We start from the raw sequence: 19,046 nt of genomic DNA, 5'->3' as shown, positions 1-19,046 counted from the left end.
CCGGTCTACAAACGACTGGCGGTTGTCGATGGATCGGCCGCGAGGGCACGCCGCCGTTCTGCTGTTTGTAGTAACTCGCGCGTCTCGATATGGCTTGCCTTCGCGATGGCTTCCGGCAACGTCAGCCACTCGTGCCGACGGTCCTTTTCCTGTCGTAGTCCGCGACCGATGGCGCGCATCAGGAAGAAGCGTGTGGTGACAGCAGAACCATCCACCGACCAAGTCGCATCGCTCAGGTCGCCAACGATTCGCGCCCAGGCGCCGGTTTCCTCGTACACCTCGCGCACGGCGGTTTCGCGGTGTTGTTCGCCTTCTTCGACGTGGCCCTTGGGCAGCACCCATTGGGTCGGATCATTCGTGGCCTCGACGAGCAGGTACTCGGCCGTGTTCCCGCGCAGTCTGAGCACCACGCCGCCAGCGTGGGTCGGGCTGGCTGCTTTGGAAGTGAGCTTGTCTAAGGAGACTTTACCGCCCTGGGCGGTAAGCGTGATGACTGACCAATAGGCCTGGTTGGTGGCCTTGTAGCGCTGTTCCATGTAGCGCCACAGCGCGAGGAGGAGCAGCGCCAACACCACGGGAATGCCGGCGAGCGGCCATTGGTGTTGCCAGGGCCACGCGATGAGCAGGAGCAGCAACACGACCGCGAAGCAGCGGAAGAACTTTGAGTCGGCCTCGAAGCGCTGGACGACGGACAGGCTGGCGGGGCTTTCGGCATTCAAGAGCGACTTGCACCACTGAAATGTGTTGACGGCGTCCTGGGCTTGCAGGGGGCCAAGCGCCTGCCGTTTGATCTTGCTGACGCACTCCACGGCGAGGTTGCGTTCGCGCTTGAACACAAGCCAGATGAGGGTGCGGGCAAGCCAGGGCAGCAGGCGGCCGCGGCGGGCGAGCAGCGCGATCTGCGTGTTCAGCGTGTAGCGCCGCGCCCAGTCGTAGAACTCGTCCAGCCAGGAACCAAGCAGGAAGATTAGGTGGCCGAAGAGATAGCTCGTGAACAGGAAGGCGGCCCAGGCTTGCGCGCCATCGAGTTTGGCATAGCGATCCCCCAGCACGACCGGCCCCACCTCGCCCATCAGCAGCCAAGTGAGCAGCGCGCCAGGCAGTAGGATGGAGAAGAAGTCCATCAGGCCGATGAAGAATTTCTGGGGGTCGAAGTTCATTTGTCTTATGAGCAACCGCGCGCTTAGAGGTTCTCCAAATTAATCTCTCCCCGTTGCCAGCGATGTGATCCCGTGTGCTTCTGCAACTCTGCGGAAAAGCGGTATCCCATAATTCTCAAATTTGTCCATTGCATCGCGGACCAAAGGCATGATGCGCGGCTGAATTTGAGCAAACGGCAGGTCAGCTGGAATGCTCTTACCCTGCCGTACCGCGTCCAAATCCTGCACTTGCCGGGCCGTCTTTTCCGGCAACACATCCCAGACAGGCTCACAAGGACCACTCTCCCAAAGCCGGCCAAGCCGTTCACGGCCCTGAGAAGACTCCACCTTCACTTTTCCCATTGCGCCCCAAGGAAATTCTGCAATCTCGTTCCAGGACACTTCGACGAGGAATTGCTCCTTACCTTCAAGTACCTGAACTGTGACGAAAAACACTAGACTTGGTGATGCCTTCCACGACCATGTTCTTGCGTCCCGCTCGGATTCAAAAACCACAAATTGCGGCCAACGGGCTTCTAGTTCTCTATCAAAGCATTTCATCAGCTCTTTCTTTATTGGGGCTTTCATGTTTTCACTTTCATCATGTCGTTACTTGAGTGCGGTCGTTACTGCGCTGAACAAATCGGACTGGCTGGATACGATCTTTATCTTGCTAAACACATCGCTGCCCAGCGCATTGCGAAGACTTTCGATCTCACCGGCTGAAGGAGTGCGAGCCACCTGAAGGATGACAGTATCCCCTGGTTGTGCGACCTTGGTAGCATTCGTCAGCTGATTAACAATGCGATCGTTGACCTCGGCGATCGTCAATTTGCTTTCAACGTATGCGGTCTTTCCTCCGCGGGTTACTACATTATCGATGACGGAGCCTTCCCCTTTTCCGATCCTAACGTCCGGTCGCACAGTTGCACCCTCAACTTGGTTCAACGTGTCGCGAGTGATATTTTCCGAAGTCGTCCCTTGGGCATCGAGGACCCTCCCCTTTTCCTTCGCTCCACCTCGCTCAATTGCTTCCTTGAGCTCCTTTTGTTGGTTTCTTACTAGCTCTTCTTGAGCCGATTGATTCTTGGCAACGCGCTGTTGCCGCGCTTCCACCGATGTGTTCTTTGCCGTTTGTCCTTGGGGTGCCTCTTCGCGCTGCTGCGTCGTTCGCGATTGTGCAGGCTCTGGATCTCGACGTACCGCTTGCACGAAGGTCCCAAATCCAACTGTGGCATTGCCTGCGCCCTGAACTATTAGTGCCGCAGATGCGATATTGATCGGAACGCCAGCGACTGCACCGACGCCAGTTGCATCCAGCGCAACACCGCCGACTTCGCCTCCGCCTCCAGTGAATAGCTGTGCTACGCCGGTGGCGAACTCTCCAGCGCCCAATCCAGCTTGAAATGCACGTGTCGGTGGTTTGAGAACACCGGTTCCCTGTCCCACAGGCGCCAGAAGAAAACCTCCAGGAACGTTTGCCGCTGCTGTTCCCGCAAGAGCCCCTGCTATAAACTGACCAGTATCCGACTGCCGAATCCGATCCAAGAGGCCCGGTTGATCATCGCGTCCATCCGGATCAAAAAAGCGGACAGGATTGCGTTTCCCATAGACGTATGGAGTTAACTTCCAAACTGGGTCACAGCTCACCCATAATGCTAGCCAAGGCGCGTAATACCTCGCCCCGTGGTAATAGAGACCGCTCTCTTCATCCCGTTCCTTCCCGGTATACCGAAACCGTTTCGCCGTCTCCGTCTGGCTGCGCACGGCCTGATAGGTTGAACTGCCGTAGGGCGCATACTCCTCGTAGGAGATGATCTGCGCCTCCTTGTCCAACTCCAGGCTGGCCGAACCGAGGTGGTTGCCAAACTGGTAGCGGATCAATCGCCTAGGCGCTTGGTCGTCTCCCGCCGTGTCGAGCGTGCGCGTCTCCACGAGGGCGATGCGCTGCTTGTCGTCCATCACGTGCAGCGTCTCGCGCTCCAGCGTGGCGGTGTTCGCGCCGATAGGGCCGCCGTGCTTGCGGAAGATCTCGAAGCCGCCGAGGTAGATGCGCTCTTCGGTGAGGCCCGGCGCCTTCTCCCACACCTTGCGCACGCGCTGGCCTGAGGCGTCATAGACGTAGAAGGCCGCGCCGCCGCCGCCCAAATCGGTCTGGCGCAATTGGTCCTTGTAGTCCCAGTGCATGTTCGGCCCAGGCAGGCCGCCGCCCAAGTGCGGCATGCGCAGCATGTTGCCGTGGGCATCGTGCATATAACTTTCCGGCTGCGGGATGTTGCTTGCCGGGTTCAGCGTGGTGCGGGTCAGGCGGTTGCTGTTTTTGAGCAGCGCGCCGCCGTTACCGTCTTCGATCAGGCTCGGATCAAGGTAGTCGTAGGCGCGCGTCCAGCCCGCATTTGCCGGATCGCTGCCGCGGTGTTGCATCTGTAGGATGTTGCCGACGGCGTCGTACACATAGCCCTCGATGTACGTGCCCATGGCGTTGCCGTCGTTGGGGGCGAAGCGCCCGGCCGCATCGGCGCTGACGAGGCCCACGCGGCCGGCGTCATTGTGCGAATGGGCGATGGGTGCGCCGCCCTGGCCCAGGTGTTCGCGGCCGGTGGCCTGGATCAGCCGGTAGAGCGCGTCATAGATGTAGTCGTTGCTCGACTCGACACGCTTGTTCTTGAAGTAAACGGTCTGCTGGGCGTCGTCCTGGATGTGGGTGATGTTGCCGGCCGGGTCGTAGGTGTAGTGCAGGTTCTGCACTTGTTTGCCGGGCCAGCCGGCGACTGGGGGATGCGGGTCGTCGTCGGCGAAGTCCGCCGCCTTGCGCTTGGTCAGCAGCTGGGTGAGGCGAAAAGTGAGTGGGTCGTAGCTGTAGAAGGTGCTGGCGCCGTTCTTGTAGTCGATGAGCAGGCGCTGGCCCTTGGCGTCGTAGTCGATGTTGGCGACGCCGACCGGCGATGGGGCCTCGTTCGCCGGGTCGAGCAGCGCGGCGGGTTCTGCCGCACGCTCCAGCCACACGTGCACCCGATCCAGCAGGTTGGCCTCGTTGAACACCGGTTGGATGACGTTGAACTTGTTGGGATGCCCGGGCCGGGTCAGGCTGCTGTGCGGGGCGATGGACTGGATGGGGCGGTTAAGCGCGTCGTAGCAGGTGCTGCCCTCGAAGGTCTCGGTGTCGAGTTGGGGGTTCAGCAGCCAATCCGGGATGGCGGTGTAATCGCTGACCAGTTGGCGCGTACTGCGCAACAGGTTGCCCTTGAAGTCGTAGGCCTCGGTCGGGTGGCCGTTGGCGTCGAGCCGTGCGTTGGTGGCGATGCCGGCGGAATCGGCGTGGCGGAAGATGCGGGTGCGCAGGTTGAGGTGCTGCGCCTCGGCTTCCTGGGCTGGCGTAGCGTTGGGGGGCGGCTCGCCGTAGTCGATCTTGTCGACCAGGATGTCGCGGTTCAGCGTACGCGGGTCCGACTCCGCAATCGTGCCGCGCACGGTTTGCTCGACCGGGCGGCGCAGCGCGTCGTAGGCGGTGGTGAAGTTGTGGCCGCGGCTGTCCCAGGCGCGGATGGGCTTTCCGGCCACGTCGTTCAGCATCCAGCGCGCGCCGGCTTCCATGCTGATCTGGTGGATGCGGGTGCCCAGCATGTCGTAGGCGTAGCGCATGACGATGCGGCCGAGCGGGTCGCCGGCTTGCTGGATGGCATCGCGCACGGCGAGCTGGTTCCCTTCGATGTCCAGCTCAACGCGGGTGGCGAAGCTGCCTTCGCTGCCATCCAGGTCGTGGCCGGGACAGACGACGCGGTTGCGCGCGACGGTCAGGAAGGGGCGGCCCAGGGCATCGAAATGCGCGGTGGTCGGTGTGTCGGCATGGGCTGTGGCGCGTTGGGCGGCCTTTTGCTCGTCCGCTCCCAGCGCGCCGCCGATGCGTTGTGCGTGCCAGGTTTGCCAGCCCGCGGGCTGCGTCTTGAAGTATTCCGCGACGTAGCCGCCGATGTCGGGATCGGTGCGCGGGTCGCCGGTCTGCGGTGGTCTTGGATCGCCCGGTTGGGCGGGGCGCGGCGCGCAGGTGTCGTTGACGTCGTAGGTGGTCTGCTGCCAGGGGTCGAACACGACCTTCTCGTAGGTGTCGTTCGGGTGCAGCGTGGCGATGACGCGCTCGGCCGGGTCGTAGAACAGCACCGGGCTGACGCCGACCATGACGCCGAATTCGAATTCGTGTGTGGCGCTGAAGAAGGGCTCGTACTGGCGGACCGGCTTGCCCTTGTTGTTGAAGATGGTCCAGCCGCTGCCGACCCAGCGCGGGTTGACAATCGGCGCCTGCGGGTCGTTGACATCGAGCGGCCCAGGCTCGGCCTGGATCTTCTTCTGGATCTCGCGACCGAAGCCGTCGGAGTAGCTGAAGCTGAGCTGGATCTTCAGGCCCTGCGGTGGCAGCGGTGCGCTGGCATGGGTTTCGCGGGCGAGCGTGGCCGCGCAGGCGGGTTGCCACTGGGTCTGATTTGTGGGGTTCGCTTGCTGCGTGCGACGGAAGCGGTCCAGGTCGTAGACGATGCGGGTGGTGGCATCCCTCAGCAGGGTGGCTACGGCGGCATGCGGATCGGCGGCGTTGAAGAAGCCGTCGAGTTGGGCCTGGGTGAGGTCGAGAACGAAACCGGTCAGCGTGTCACCTTCCACCGGCACGGGCAGCGGCTTGCCCATCACGGCGGTGCCGACCACCATGCCGAGCGTGTCGAACGCGACCGCGGTCTGGTTGCGGTTCGGGTCGCTGACTAGGCGCGGCTGCAGTACGCGGTAGTCATTGACATCCACCGTGACGCGGTTGCCGAGCGCGTCGCGGGTCTCGGTCATCAGCAGGTCGTGGGCGTCGAAGTCGACGAAGGCGTGCTGGCCGAAGGGGTCACGGTAGCGGCGGGGCAGGAAGAAGTGCTGCCGCGCCCGCGCCAGCTCGGCCACGGCGTTGTCAGCCGGGTTCGTGCTGAAGAACGACTGCCCGGAAGGAATCCACCAGTGATCGTCGGCATCGCTCGCGGGGAAGCGGCCGTCCGCCTTGAAGGCTTGGCTTTGCAGATAGCCGCCGCGGTTGCCGACTTGGCCGCCGAGGACTGCCGCAGGGTCGGGCAGCAAGGGCTCGGTGGCCAGGCCCTGGCGCGGCCGCTGGAAGACCTGCACGAGCAGGCCGGGGGTGAAGGCGAGCTTGTAGCTCTCGCCGGGCAGGGCGAGTGGTTGCAGTTCCCCGAGCGGCAGCAGGCCGGTCAAATCGTCGCGGCGGTAGAGCGTGCGCAGCAACTCGATGGGGCGACGGCGCTGGTTGCCGGAGGCTGTGGCTTCATAGGCGACTTCAGGGGCGGTGAACTTGTGGCGCAGACGACCCGCGTTCGCGGGATCCGGTTCGACAAGATCCGAAGCCTGGAACCTGTCGGCGGCCCCAGTGGCCGCGTAGCCAGTCAACTCGAAGGTGATCGCCTCGCAGGGCAACGGGTCGCGATGGGTGTCGGGCGACGCGATGGCGTTGGTGACGCGGTTCTCGGTGTAGGTAAGAAGCGCCGTCGTCTGCTTTGCCTGGTCGGCACCTTCCGCGGGCAGGCCCGGGTTGGCGACCACTTGCACGTTGCCATGCTCATCGACGACACGGATCTGCGTTCGGCGGCCGTAGCCGATGGCCGCTTGTTTGAGCACGTTGCCGTAGTCATCGACTTCCAGTGTCAGCGCGTGCAGGATGCGCGGATCGGTGGGGTTGCGCTCGTAGTGGTAGCTGAGCGCCTCGCGCGCATGAGTGAAGAAGACGGCGTAGCGGTTGGCGCCGCGCGATTGCAAGGCCCGGATGCTGAAATTCTGCTCGGTGACCGTGTAGGGCGTGCGGGCACGCCGGATCTGCCCGGGCGTTGCGCAGGGATTTTCGGCGTCATCGGCATAGACCTCTTGCCGCAGCATCGAGCCCTTGAGTGCGCGACAGGCCTCACGCTCCTCTTCCAGCGTCAAGCCTGATGGGACGATGGTGTCGTCGAGAAGAAGCGGCCGCGCGGTATCGACGGTCAGTCCGGGCTCACGGAAATACTCGTCCTCGAAGTGGCGCGAGATGCGCTCGCGCCCGAGGTAAGCGCCGGTGTGGAACCAGGTCTTGGTGTGCACCGGCGGCACATGGGATGCGGCGGCGATGTTGTCGGCCGGGACGTTGCCGCCGGCGAGGACGGCGAACTGTTCCGTGTCCCACTGCTCCACCATGCCGAAGCCACGGAACTCGCGCTCTTCACCATCGAAGTAGCCATGGTGGTAGGCGTAGCGGGTGACGAAGCGGTTGCGGCTGATGTAGTCGTAGGTTTCGACGCGCTCGACCACGTGCACCGGGAACGGCAGCCGCGTGATCCAGGGCTTGCTGTCGCATTTGTCCTGCAGGTAGAACTTGGTCGAAGGGGCGTAGTCGACGTGCGTCTCGGCGCCGAGGTTGTTGATGATCTTGACAAGCAGGTACGGCTTGTTGACGCCCATCAGGTTAACGTAGCGCATTGGCCGCCGTGAATCGCCGGGCAAGGGCGATGACCAGACCAGGCAGGCGGTGCCATTGCCAAGCAGGTCGGTGGGCACGATGCTCACCAGGTCATCGACGCGCGGGAACACCTTCAGCGTCTGCGGCTGGCTCCAGCCGTTACCCGACTGGTTGAAGTACAGGCGCACGCCGTCGCGGTGCAGGTAGATGATGTCGGTCGTGCCGCTGCCGTCGATGTCGGCCAGGCGGATGCGCTTATGGTCGAACTGGTCGGGGTTGTCGAACCAGGGGGAGCCGTCCATCGTGACCTTGGCGCCGAAGCGGCCATAGCCCAGGTTGGGCCAGTAGCAAACCTCGCCATTGCGGATGCGGACGAGGTCGGTCAGGCCGTCGCCTGAGAGGTCGGCGAGATAGATGGATTGGGTTCCATCGGCGAAGACGATGCGCGGGCCTTTCTCCTCGTCGAGCGCCTGTGCGACGCGGCGGGCCGGACCGAAGCCCTCTTCGGCCAGCGAGGCGTGCCAGACGAAGGCATCGTCTTCGGTGATAAGCACGTCGGCATGGCCGTCACCGTCCAGATCGACGAACTTGAGGTTGGGGTCGCGGAAGTCGCGGTTCAGGCGCGAGGTGAAGGGGCGGAAGGGCTGCCAGCCTTCGGCCTCGTCGTGTTCGTACACGCCAGGTGTGGGGCCTTCCATCAGGACCACATCGGGGTGGCCGTCACCGGCAAGGTCCATGATCTCTGCCCCACCGCTCAGGGCCACGTTTGGCTTGAGGGCAACGGTTTCGAGGGGGGCGAGCTTCGCCTTCACGACCTCGCTGCCGTCCGGTAGCTTCGTCGGGATCGGGCTCCAGTTGCGCTTGTAGAACCAGGCGCCGGCCTGCTCGGTGAGGATGCCGGGGATGCCTTCGCCGTGCAGGTCGGTCCAGCGGTAGGCGCTGCCATCCAAGCCGACGGGCAGGTTCTCTAGGCTCGCCGGATCGACCTCTTCGACTGCCTCTTGCACGATGGGCTCGGTGTATTCGAACTCCACCGGCGGCAGGCTGCGCCGGTCGTAGCTCCCGTTGTTGCGGCGGTAGCCGGTCTGCGTAACTGCCTTCAGGAAGGTGTAGACAGGGTTGCGGGCATCGGTAGGGGCAACTTCGTCCGAGTAGGTGAAATCGGTCGAGCGCACCAGACAGTTGCGCGCCACGCCGGCTTCGCCCGGGAAGTGGTGGAACATCAGCACGCGCTGGCAGATCCGGTAGGTACGATTTTCGAAACCGGCGCGATAGGACGAGAACGGATCCGGTCTTGCGGGCCAGATACCCGCGTCCTGCGGCGTTGGCGCGTCGGTGTCGTGCTCACCGTAGTCGAATACGGCTTCGAACAACCAGGAATCACTGCCGTCGTCAGTGATGCGCGCCTTGGCCGGCTCGGGCCAGGTGGCGTCTGCTTTAAGTGCCGGGAAATACGGAACGCGATTGCCGTAACGGACGGATTTGAGATAACGCTGGGTCTTGCGCGTGTCGACGCTGCGGTTACGCTCGTGGGCTTTGGACAGGGGCTGCCCGTTGGCATTCTCGAAAATCCGCGCCGAATCTTCTGGCTTGTAGCCATAAACGATGACGTTGCCCTTGTCGTCGTGGCTTTGGCAGATCAGCCAGCTGAAGATATGGCTAGCGTCGACGGGATCCGCAATGCGGCTTTCGGCGGTCTTGCCGTACCAAGTGGTGATATTGTCCTTGGAGATCGAACGCCAGAACACGTCGCTCGCGTCGGCGGCGTTCGTCCAGCGCTCGATGCGCGCGAACAAGCCATCGATGCGCGGACGGTAGCAGCGGATACGGTAGGTATTGCCATCGACCGTCCGCTGTGGAAGGTTTTCTGGCACCCACTTGCCGCTCGCATCCTGCACGAGGACAGGCACCAAGTCTTCGGCGCCGGAGAGGATGAAGACATCCGACTCGACGGAGTCGAAATACTGGGGTAGTCCCTTATCAGTCTTGCGCGCAATCGACGGCAGCGAGAGGCCCCAGCCGAAGCCGAACGGTCCATTCCCGGCACCGGAGTCGTAAGTGAGTGACAGTTGAGGCCCGAAACCAGAGCGGCCCGGACTGGTGGCGATGGGCACTGACATCGAGCCGGTGCCGGTCACCGGGTTGGCGGCGAATTTTTCGCCCATGCCGCGGATCGCGCCACCGCCTCTGGGGAGAGAAATGGATGGAGGCACGCCCTGCCCCCGATCCACAGCGTCTTGTTTTTCGTCTTTGGTGCCTGGATGACTCACTATCCCGGAGTTCTGCAACACAGGCACCTCCCAAAGCTTTGACTATTCGATTGGTCAATTCAAATCGGGCAATACTTTCTTATAGCCTAAGATCGTACGAAGCGCAAAAAAGTTGCTGTTGAAGCGTGTGGGCTCACCGCCCGATCGCCTAACCCCATATCTGAGCACAATTTCGCCGACATGCCCTTTGTCTGTCTGTCGGGTCTCTTTTGCGATGACAGCAGGGTTCGACGTGAAGGAAACCTCAATTGCGCGACGACTTACACAGATCCCACAAGCACTGACTTGGCGCTGGTCGCATCATTGGCATAAACGGAATTCGATTAGTCGACCTCACAGTGTCACGAACCCGTCATAAATTGAGATCAGCATCAATGCATGTTACATACGATAAGATAGTGCCATTCTGGAGGAGCCTATGCCTTTGATTCAGTCTGCCAAGGCCTACGCCAATAATGCCGTCGCCTACGTGGCATGGACGGTCAATCAGTCCATTCCTGATTGTCTCGGGTTCGAGATCACGCGCATCTATACGGACGGAACCGAACGCGTACTGGCAGCGTGGGTCGCCTTCGAAGGGCAATCTAACCCCGACTGGCTGCCCGAGACCACATCGGTGTGGCCGGTGCAGAAGTTCACCTGGCGCGATCTCACGGTGCGCCAACGTCGTGACGAGGCCAGTCTGCGCCCCGCCGACCCGGTGGTGAAGTACCGCATCAGACCCGTGGTACGCCTACGCGACGGACTTCAACCCGTGCCGGCCCCCGAAAAGGTGAACTACACCGGTACGCCGCTGCCACTGGGCTACCTCGACGAAGGCATCGAAACCGCCAGCGTCACCGTCACGGGCGACTTTGGCGAGGTTCAGGCGGCATTCAACAGCGGCATCCTCTCCACGCAGTGGCTAAGCCGCGCGATGGAAAAAGCCCTGGGTCATGTACCGACCAAGGACGACTTGAAGGCTGAGATCGTCAAGGTAGACAGCCCGATCCGCAGCTACCTTGCCGGCGATTTGCCGACGCTGATGCAGAGCCTGTTCAACCGCCTCAAAGACGGCGGCGAACTGTTTCTCGCGCTCTACGAGTTGACCGACCCCATGCTGCGCCAGTTCATCGTGAACCACGCGCCTAAGGTGCATCTGATCCTGTCGAACACCAGCCTCGACAAGAAGACCGGCGAGTGGGACACGGAGAACGATCCTGCCCGCACTGAAATGCACAGTGCCGGCCTTGCCGAAATGCACGACCGCATGTTCAATAACAACGGCCACATTGGGCACAACAAGTTCGCTGTCTATGTCGACAAGGACGGTAAGCCACAAGCAGTGCTTTCTGGCAGCACCAATTGGACCGAGAACGGCCTCTGCGCCCAGAGCAATAACTGCTATGTGGCAGAGAAACCCGAACTTGCTGCACAGTTTCTGCAGTACTGGAACGACCTGCGTGACGACACGGGGCATTTCGAGCAGCCGGATCCCACGTCGGCGCCAACGCGCAATGTGCAAGGTGCGGAGATGCGTAACACCAACGCCGAAGCATTGCCCGCACTGCCCCTCAGCACGGGAGCCCTGCGGCTGTGGAGGTCGCCCAACACCCGTCAGGCGAATAAGCCTTCCACCAGCCCGGCCTTACCGCCCGATCTCAACGAGGTGTACGGCCTCATCCGCAACGCCAAGCAGGCGGTCTTTTTCGCGGTCTTCCTGCCCAGCGTGAAGGGCGCGACCAGCATTATTCAGGAGGCGATCGACATGGGCCGCAAGGACACCACATTGCTCGTCTATGGCGCTATCAGCAGCCCGACGGCGATGCCCAACTATATCAGTCCGCAAGACCGTGCCAATGGTGGCGGCGAAGATACCGGCGACGAACAAGACGCCCACTACCAGCCCTCGCTGTTCGAGGAGAGCGGCGTGCACATCGTGCGCGCCAATGCGCTCAATTCAGGCGATATCACGGGCAATTTCGAACGCGAACTGCTGAGCGCGGGTAATGCCATCATTCACGACAAGATCCTTGTGATCGACCCGTTGTCTCCGGATGACTGCGTGGTGGTTACCGGCAGCCACAACCTGGGCTACAAGGCCTCCTACGCCAACGATGACAACTTGGTGATCGTGCGCCGCAATCCTGCGCTGGCGCAGGCCTACATGGTGCACGTGCTCGATCTATACGAGCACTACCGTTTCCGCGGCGTCCAGGCGGAACTGAAGCATGATGGTAAGCGCCCATGGAGCGGTTTCCTTCGCACCGACGCCAGCTGGCAGAACTGCTCGAGCCTCGAGGCTCCGTCACTGGCGAGGTATCTCGGGTCAAATTGACACCGGATTCGCAGGGGAACCTCATGTTTGGCCGTAGCGCCTGAGCTACCCGCAGTACATAGAGAGTCTCGAAGCCTTCGGGTTGCCCGAGATTCTTGTAAACTCCCTGGCGTTTCATGCTGATATCGTACGTGATCAAGTCGGCGATGGCGCGACAAGGGGGAATCCGACGTGAAATTCATCCATGCAGCAGATCTGCATGTCGACAGTCCGCTACGCGGCCTGGACAGTTACGACGGGGCTCCCGTGGAGCGCCTGCGCGGCGCTTCACGTCAGGCGCTGATCGCCCTTGTCGACCTCGCCCTTGAGCACCGTGTTGCATTCGTATTGTTGGCCGGCGATATCTACGATGGCAACTGGGCCGACTTTCGCACAGGACTGTTTTTCCGCGAACAGATGCTGCGTCTACGGCGTGCCGGCATCCTGGTTTTCATGGTCAAGGGCAACCACGACGCGGAGAGCCAGATCACGAAACAACTGCCGGAAGTCGAAGGTGTCCACGTCTTTAGCGCTCACAAGAGCGAAACGATCGACCTGGAGGCACTCGGCGTGGCCGTCCATGGGCGCAGTTTCCCGCACCGTGCGGTGCCGGAGGACTTGGTGCCCTTCTATCCCGACCCGCTGCCGGGGCGCTTCAACATAGGCATTCTCCATACGAGCCTGACCGGGCGCGAGGGCCATGACCCTTACGCGCCAACTTCAGTCGAAGCCCTGTGCGAGAAGGGCTACGACTATTTCGCGCTGGGCCATGTGCATGCGCGCGAGGTGGTCCGGCCGTCAGATCCGCGCATTGTCTTTCCGGGCAACCTACAGGGGCGCCACGCCAAAGAGACCGGCCCGAAGGGGTGCGAACTGGTGACCGTCGAGAGCGGCGTCATCACTGCTGCCGAGTTCATTCCGCTGGAGGTGGTGCGTTGGCATCAGTTTCGCCTCGATGCGTCGGGGCTGGCTTCGGTCGACGCGCTGGCAAGGCACTTCATGGGTCAAGCGCGCGAACTCGTCGCCGATGCCCGGGACCGGCTCCATGCAGTGCGTCTCCTGATCCACGGAGAGTCGGTGCTGCATCGCCTGGAGGCCGAGCAGCCCGGTTCCATCGCCGCGGCAATTCAGGCGGCGACCCAAGACCTGGACGATGCCGACCTCTGGATCGAGCAAGTCCGCCTCGACCTGCAGTCGCCGCTCGATCGCACTGCCGCGGCCGGGCGCACCGATGCGGTCGGCGAAGTCGTTCGGCTGGTTGACGCAATTGGTACGGACGAGGGGCAGCTCAAAGCTTGGTTCTTGCAGCAGGTAGCGGAAATGAAAGACCTTCCGGGCGCGCTCGCCGACGCCGATCCTGCCTTATACGACGCCGACGCAATGCGCGCGTTTCTTGCGGATGCCGAGGCAACAGTGCTTGCGCAGTTGTCGGGTGTTGGTGCCGAGGGAGAGACGCAATGAGGTTGCGCCGGCTGCACCTGAAAGCTTTTGGCCCGTTCACCGACCGCGTGCTTGACTTTGGCACCACCACCCAGGGGCTCGTGCTTGTCTATGGCCCCAACGAAGCGGGCAAGTCCTCGACCTTGCGCGCCGTCTCGGATTTGCGGTTCGGCATCCCCCTACACAGCAAGGACAATTTCATACACGCTCATCCGGACATGCGGGTGGGTGGCGAGTTTGTTGATCGCCAGGGCAACGAGTATTCGCTGATACGCCGCAAGGGCCGGGGCGCGACGCTATTCTTCGCTGACTTCGCGCGGGAAGGCTTGGCCTTAGAAACGCCCGTTCCGCCGGATGTCGAGATCCTTCTGAACGGCGGGCTTCGCAAGGAAGAGTACGACTCAATGTTCGGGCTCGACCATCGCCGGCTACGGGAAGGCGGTCAGGCACTCCTCAAAGGCGAAGGTGACGTCGGAGCCGCCCTCTTCGAAGCGAGCGCTGGTGTTCGCAGCATCCCACAAGTCCTTGATCGTCTGGATGCCTCCGCGCGCAAGTTCTTCATGCCCGGCGCGCGAGGAAAGAACGCACGCATCAACGAAGCGATCAAGGCCTACGAAGAACGCCATGGTGAGTACAAGCAGGCCTTGGTAAGGCCGGCGCATTGGGCCGATGTCTTCAAGAAGCATCAGGCGGCGGCAGCCAACGTCGCCGCGCTTGAGGCGCGCCGTCGGGAACTGAATGCCCAGTTGCTTCTGATCAAGGAACTGCGTGCCGTAGCGCCGGTGCTCCGCGCGCTGGAACATGCGTCGCGCATCGTCGACGACCTGAAGTCGGTGCCGCTCCTGTCGCTCACCGCAGCGACCGAGCGCGCCGCCGCAGAGTCCGGCCTGTCGGATGCGCAGCATAACGCCAGCCTCGCCTCGGCTGAGGCCATGCGCCAGCAGCAACGGCTCGACGAACTCAAACCGGACACTGCGATCTTGGAGGTAGCATTGGCAGTGAAGCGACTGGCAGCCTCCGCAGAGGCGATTGATCAGCACCGCCGGGATTTGGCCGAGGCTACTGCCGACGTGGCCACGGAGACCGAACAGGTGAGCCGGCTCGCGGCCAGAATCGACGTATCGCGATCCGCCGAGGCGGTCAGCGAACATGCTCCAGCGAGAACAGAACGCGTCCGGATCGAGCAGCTTCTGCATGCTGTCGAACTCGCCGAGCAGGCGCTTGGACAGCATCAGGAATCCGGGCGTCAGACCCTAGACGCCGAGGAATCGACAGCCGAAGCACTGCCGTCCCCGGAATGCCGAACGGTGCTTCGCATCGCCCAGGCCGAACTCGCGCGTAGCAACGCCGATCTCAAGCGGCTGGCTGCGCTTCCCGCTGAAATCAAGGCCGCACAGCGCGCGGTGGCCAACGGATTGGAAACCGCCGGCTTGGCGGACGAAGCGGCCCTGCGCAGGGTACGGCCACTGCTCGATGCGCAGATCGACGCCGCGATGAAGCAGGAAAATGCCTATGCAACGCGGCACGGCGAGCTCGAGAAGCGAATCGGCCAGGTTTCCGAGGCGCTATGCAACGAAGTCGCTCAGCGCGATCGTCTGCTCGCGAAAGGAGAGGTCCCCACGCGGGATGATGTCGACAAGGCACGCTCCCATCGAGACGCCGAGTGGGTGCGGGTACGCCAGATCTACATCGATGGCGCGGAGTCTCCCACCGATGCCCTTAACAGCGGCAAGCCGCTCCCAGCAGCTTACGAGGACGCGGTAATTGAGGCCGATAGCCTCATCGACGAGTTGGCCAGTGACACAGAACGTGCTGCTGCGCTCCAGTCGAGCAAGCGGCAGATCGAGACCTTGGAGAGGGACTGCCGCGATCTCAAGGATCAGCTCGAAGAACTGGACGGGGACGAAGCGTCCCGGCAGGTGACTTGGCATCAGACCATTGCCGGGGCAGATCTGCCGAACCTGTCGCCGGCAGCCCTGCGTGACTGGCAGGCCTTGTTGCCTGCCGCACGGGCCGTATGCGAGACGCTGCAGTCCAAGCTCGACGAGTTTGCGCAGGTTCAAGCCACTGAGCGGGCGCTGGCAAGCCAGTTGCGCGCAGCAATTGTCGGTACCGGACTCGCCGCGCCTACCGAGGATGCACGACTCAGCACACTGTTGGCGACGGCATCCGACGTAGATGCGGAAATCAACCAGCGCGAAACGGCGATCAACCGGGCCGCTGGGAAGCGGCTCGAACGCGAACGGCAGCTCCAGAAGAATGCCACCCGCGAGAACGAGTTGACCACGGCCCTGCTCGCCGCCAAGGATGCCTTGAAGCCCGCACTCGCCGGCTTGCTGCTGCCCGAAGATACGACGGTCGCCGTCGCCCGGGCGCGCATGGGTGAATTCGAAGATCTCTCGGAAGCCAAAGATCGGCTCGCCGCGGCTCAATCTAAAGAGCGCCGGGCCAGCCAGGCGCTCACCCTCCTCGACGACGCTGCCAAGGCGATCTGGCAGGTGCTTGGTGGCCCCGAGCCTGCGGATCTTCGTTTGTATGTCGAGCAGGTCTTCGCGCGCCTAAACGCTGCCGAGGCAGTCCAGACCGAGCGCACCCTGGCGCAGCAAGCGCTGGAGGCGGCACAAAAAACGCAGCGCGAGCATGAGGATACCGGTGAGCGGCATCAGCAAGTCCTGTCAGCCCTGTGCCTCGCCGCTGGCGTCGAGTCGGCGAGTCAGCTGCCAGAAGCCGAGGAGCAGTCGCGGCGCAAGCGGGAAGCACAGAACGAAGTCGATCGCTCAAACTCGCAGTTGGCGCAAGCATCACGGCGCTCCGTGGACGAACTGCGCACGCTGCTGGCCGACTATGATGCCGCGCGTAGGGATGCTGACGAGATGAGCTTTTCGGATGAGCTGAATCAGCTCGAACCGAATCTGCAGGCCGCCCGCGAGCACGAGGAATTGGCCCGGCGCGCCCTTGAGGCCATCGACGGATCCGACACGGCCGTGGCGGCACGCGAGGACATGGAACGGGCGGCCGCCAGCGTGCGCGCCAACATGTCCCCGTGGATTCGTTCGCGGCTTGCGCATGCGCTCCTCGCCGAAGCGCTCAAGCGGTTTCGCGATCGGGCTCAAGGGCCCATGTTGACCGCGGCTTCGAGTTACTTCAACCGAATGACGCGCGGCGAACTGGTGCGACTGATCAGCGACGACTCCGACAAGGAGCCGGCCCTGATAGCCGAACGCAGTAATGGCTCGCGAATCCGCGTCGAGGAAATGAGCGAGGGTACGCTTGACCAGCTCTACCTGGCGTTACGCTTGGCTGCACTGGATCTTCGGCGCGCTGCCGGCGTCGACCTGCCGGTCATCCTCGACGACGTTCTGATGACCTCGGACGAGGATCGCTCCGGGTCCATTCTGGAGGCATTAGCGGATTTTGCTGGCGAGAACCAAGTGCTGGTGTTCACGCACCATCGGCATATGGTTGAGCTGGCGCAGCGTCATGTGCCGGCCGAGCATCTTGCCCTCGTCCCCTTGTAGCACAAAGTGGCCACCGGATTCCGGCGAAACTGGTCGAGCGATGCACCGATTTCGCTCAGGGAATCAGGCCGTCGCATTGCCCACGGAATGCGCACGAAAGACACGTCTTCCGAGACTGGGGCCGACGGGGCAAGATACGATCTGCGAGAATGTCTTCCCGCCTTCTGACCAACGCAACCACCTGGTCGTCGGTCATCAATCGGACACGATGCGCGATCGGCAAGGCTCGCCGGGTTGGCGCCTTCACCATCACATACCCGTACGACGCCACCAACCGCCCCGTCTGCCCCATCACCGCCAGCCTCTGGGCGGACAACTGGATCACGTCCGACAGGAAGGGCTGGTTGCTTGAGCGAGTCTTGAACTCCACCAACACGAGCAGCCCGGAGGGCATCCGGTACGCCCGGTCAAGTTTCGCCACCAGCCCGACGGGCGTAGAAATCCGGAACAGTTTTTCCATGTAGACCAACTCGGCATCCCGCAGCGCTGCCGGTCGTGAGGCCCCCTCAGCCCGTGCGGCATCGGTCTCAACTGATCGCCATCGCGCAATGGCAAGCGCCACGCCTACGACGGCAACGGCGCAACCGACGCCCCACGCTAGCGCCGACACTTGCCGCCTCCACGCAAGCCTGACCACCACCGAAGCCCCGTCGCTATCGCCCCCAAGACCATGCGCACAGGAATTTGCATTTGTGGCCATCGGCGCAGGACGACGCAGGTGCCCGGTGCACCGCGATAGTAGAGGCGGATCACCCGGCGTCCCCAGGCGCTGGGTCGCAGTGCCTCATCCCTGAACCGACGCAGGACTTCCGTCTGCCAGGCCTCGCCGAACACGCAGGTAGCGATGAAACAGCGCCCCTTCCGGGCGGCCTGTGCAGAAGCCGCCAGGCCTTCCCGATAGAAGCGCTCATGCTCGACCACCCCGCGCACACTGGCTCGCTGCTGCCGGGCGGTGCGTCGGCTGCCATGCAGATACTCGAACACCACCAGCCGTTCGCAGCGGCCCATCTGGGCCAGGTCCGAAGCACCGACCATCCGAACATCTGCTGACCGGCGTGATCGCTTGCCCATGGCCGCCTCACGCGTCGATCGCCGGCGCGAAGAGGTCGTTGGTAATGGCGCCATTGCCCTCCTGCGCGCTACTTGCGAAAGGCAGACGAGGCGAGCCGTGTCCCATCCCGGCGAAGACACCGCTCTGCGCCAGCAAGCCATCGTAGGCCAGCAACCGCAGGCGATTGATTCGTTTAACGCCCTTCTGAAACTGGATCAGATCGTCGTACAGACGGGGATGGTCGGCACGCGCCAAGACGAAGACCAGGCGAATGGGCGCGGCGTCCTTCACGGTATCGGTGCTCATTCGAGTTCTCCCGACGCCCCCTGAACGTGCTCCTTAGCGGTGGCGGTCATCTTGCTGCTCGCGTAGTTTTGCCCGGCCAGCTGAAAGCCCCGCACATTGGCGAACATCGGTTCCTTGACCTCGTGGATGCGGTGCTTCGGGAACGCTGCCTTCACCGCCTTGCGGAACAGGAACGCCCCGCCGCCGACCAGGATGATGTTCTGCAGGCTGTGCGGCGCCTCGATCCATTCCTTCATCGTCGACACGGCCTGCTCGGCGACGGTCTCGGCCAGGGGCAGCAGGCGCTTCATGTCATACGGCTTCTGGAAGATCATCGGCTGCTTGCCCGTGCGCAGCGCCAGGTCGATGGCGTCGTAGTCCCGATACGGCGAGCCGATATCCTTGGTGATCTCGGCCGCCAGCAGGCGCAGCACGTCCGACATGCCGCGATTGAAGGAGTAACTCTGCTTCTGCACGAGGCGCATGCCCCGGGCCACCAGCCAGTCGAAGGTACGCGAGCCGGGGTCGATGATCAGGCTCTGCTCGTTGCCGATGATCGCCATCTTCTGGTGCTCGGAGGCGAA

General features: G+C 62.8%; 10 protein-coding genes. 3 read left to right on the top strand and 7 right to left on the bottom strand.

Features of this window, described 5'->3' with window-relative positions:
- Window positions 1-5 precede the first annotated feature (5 nt).
- From Q1M07_RS07005 to Q1M07_RS06995, 3 genes are read right to left on the bottom strand one after another with little or no spacing between them, the layout of a single operon-like run.
- On the bottom strand, window positions 6-1,160 hold the full coding sequence (locus Q1M07_RS07005; protein WP_300452428.1) for an NUDIX domain-containing protein: 1,155 nt from the start codon (window positions 1,158-1,160) through the stop codon (window positions 6-8).
- Window positions 1,161-1,199: 39 nt separating this feature from the next.
- On the bottom strand, window positions 1,200-1,727 hold the full coding sequence (locus tag Q1M07_RS07000) for a hypothetical protein (RefSeq protein ID WP_300452426.1): 528 nt from the start codon (window positions 1,725-1,727) through the stop codon (window positions 1,200-1,202).
- Window positions 1,728-1,748: 21 nt separating this feature from the next.
- Window positions 1,749-9,893 (bottom strand): SpvB/TcaC N-terminal domain-containing protein, encoded by an 8,145-nt coding sequence (locus tag Q1M07_RS06995; RefSeq protein WP_300452424.1) that lies wholly within the window; start codon window positions 9,891-9,893, stop codon window positions 1,749-1,751.
- 397 nt (window positions 9,894-10,290) lie between these two features.
- Between Q1M07_RS06995 and Q1M07_RS06990 the strand changes: the two genes are divergently transcribed.
- The 3 genes from Q1M07_RS06990 to Q1M07_RS06980 all read left to right on the top strand — a co-directional run bounded on the left by Q1M07_RS06990 (window position 10,291) and on the right by Q1M07_RS06980 (window position 17,126).
- A complete protein-coding gene (locus Q1M07_RS06990; protein ID WP_300452422.1) occupies window positions 10,291-12,189 on the top strand; it encodes a phospholipase D-like domain-containing protein in 1,899 nt (632 codons plus the stop codon).
- Between the two features lie 171 nt (window positions 12,190-12,360).
- The gene (locus Q1M07_RS06985; RefSeq protein ID WP_300452420.1) at window positions 12,361-13,629 is read left to right on the top strand and encodes a DNA repair exonuclease; all 1,269 of its coding nucleotides are present in this window, start codon (window positions 12,361-12,363) and stop codon (window positions 13,627-13,629) included.
- Window positions 13,626-17,126, top strand: a complete 3,501-nt coding sequence (locus tag Q1M07_RS06980; RefSeq protein ID WP_300452418.1) for a YhaN family protein — start codon at window positions 13,626-13,628, stop codon at window positions 17,124-17,126. Before Q1M07_RS06985 ends, Q1M07_RS06980 begins: the two co-directional genes overlap by 4 nt.
- Window positions 17,127-17,181: 55 nt before the next feature.
- On the opposite strand, the gene Q1M07_RS06975 is transcribed toward Q1M07_RS06980, so the two are convergent.
- The 4 genes from Q1M07_RS06975 to Q1M07_RS06960 all read right to left on the bottom strand — a co-directional run.
- Window positions 17,182-17,826, bottom strand: coding sequence for a PD-(D/E)XK nuclease family protein (locus Q1M07_RS06975; RefSeq protein WP_300452416.1), 645 nt, complete (start codon window positions 17,824-17,826; stop codon window positions 17,182-17,184).
- Window positions 17,724-18,161: a CFI-box-CTERM domain-containing protein gene (locus Q1M07_RS06970; protein ID WP_300452414.1), complete on the bottom strand. Its 438-nt coding sequence runs from the start codon at window positions 18,159-18,161 to the stop codon at window positions 17,724-17,726. Before Q1M07_RS06970 ends, Q1M07_RS06975 begins: the two co-directional genes overlap by 103 nt.
- A gap of 43 nt (window positions 18,162-18,204) precedes the next feature.
- Window positions 18,205-18,483, bottom strand: a complete 279-nt coding sequence (locus Q1M07_RS06965; RefSeq protein ID WP_300452412.1) for a hypothetical protein — start codon at window positions 18,481-18,483, stop codon at window positions 18,205-18,207.
- Window positions 18,480-19,046, bottom strand: a 567-nt coding sequence (locus Q1M07_RS06960) for a PRTRC system protein D (RefSeq protein WP_300452410.1), incomplete at its 5' end; no start/stop codon positions are given. The genes Q1M07_RS06965 and Q1M07_RS06960, both read right to left, overlap by 4 nt.

Source organism: Accumulibacter sp. (assembly GCF_029255285.1).
Lineage (GTDB): Bacteria > Pseudomonadota > Gammaproteobacteria > Burkholderiales > Rhodocyclaceae > Accumulibacter.
Note: the sequence above shows the minus strand (reverse complement) of the source record. Positions and strands in the feature narration are given on the sequence as shown.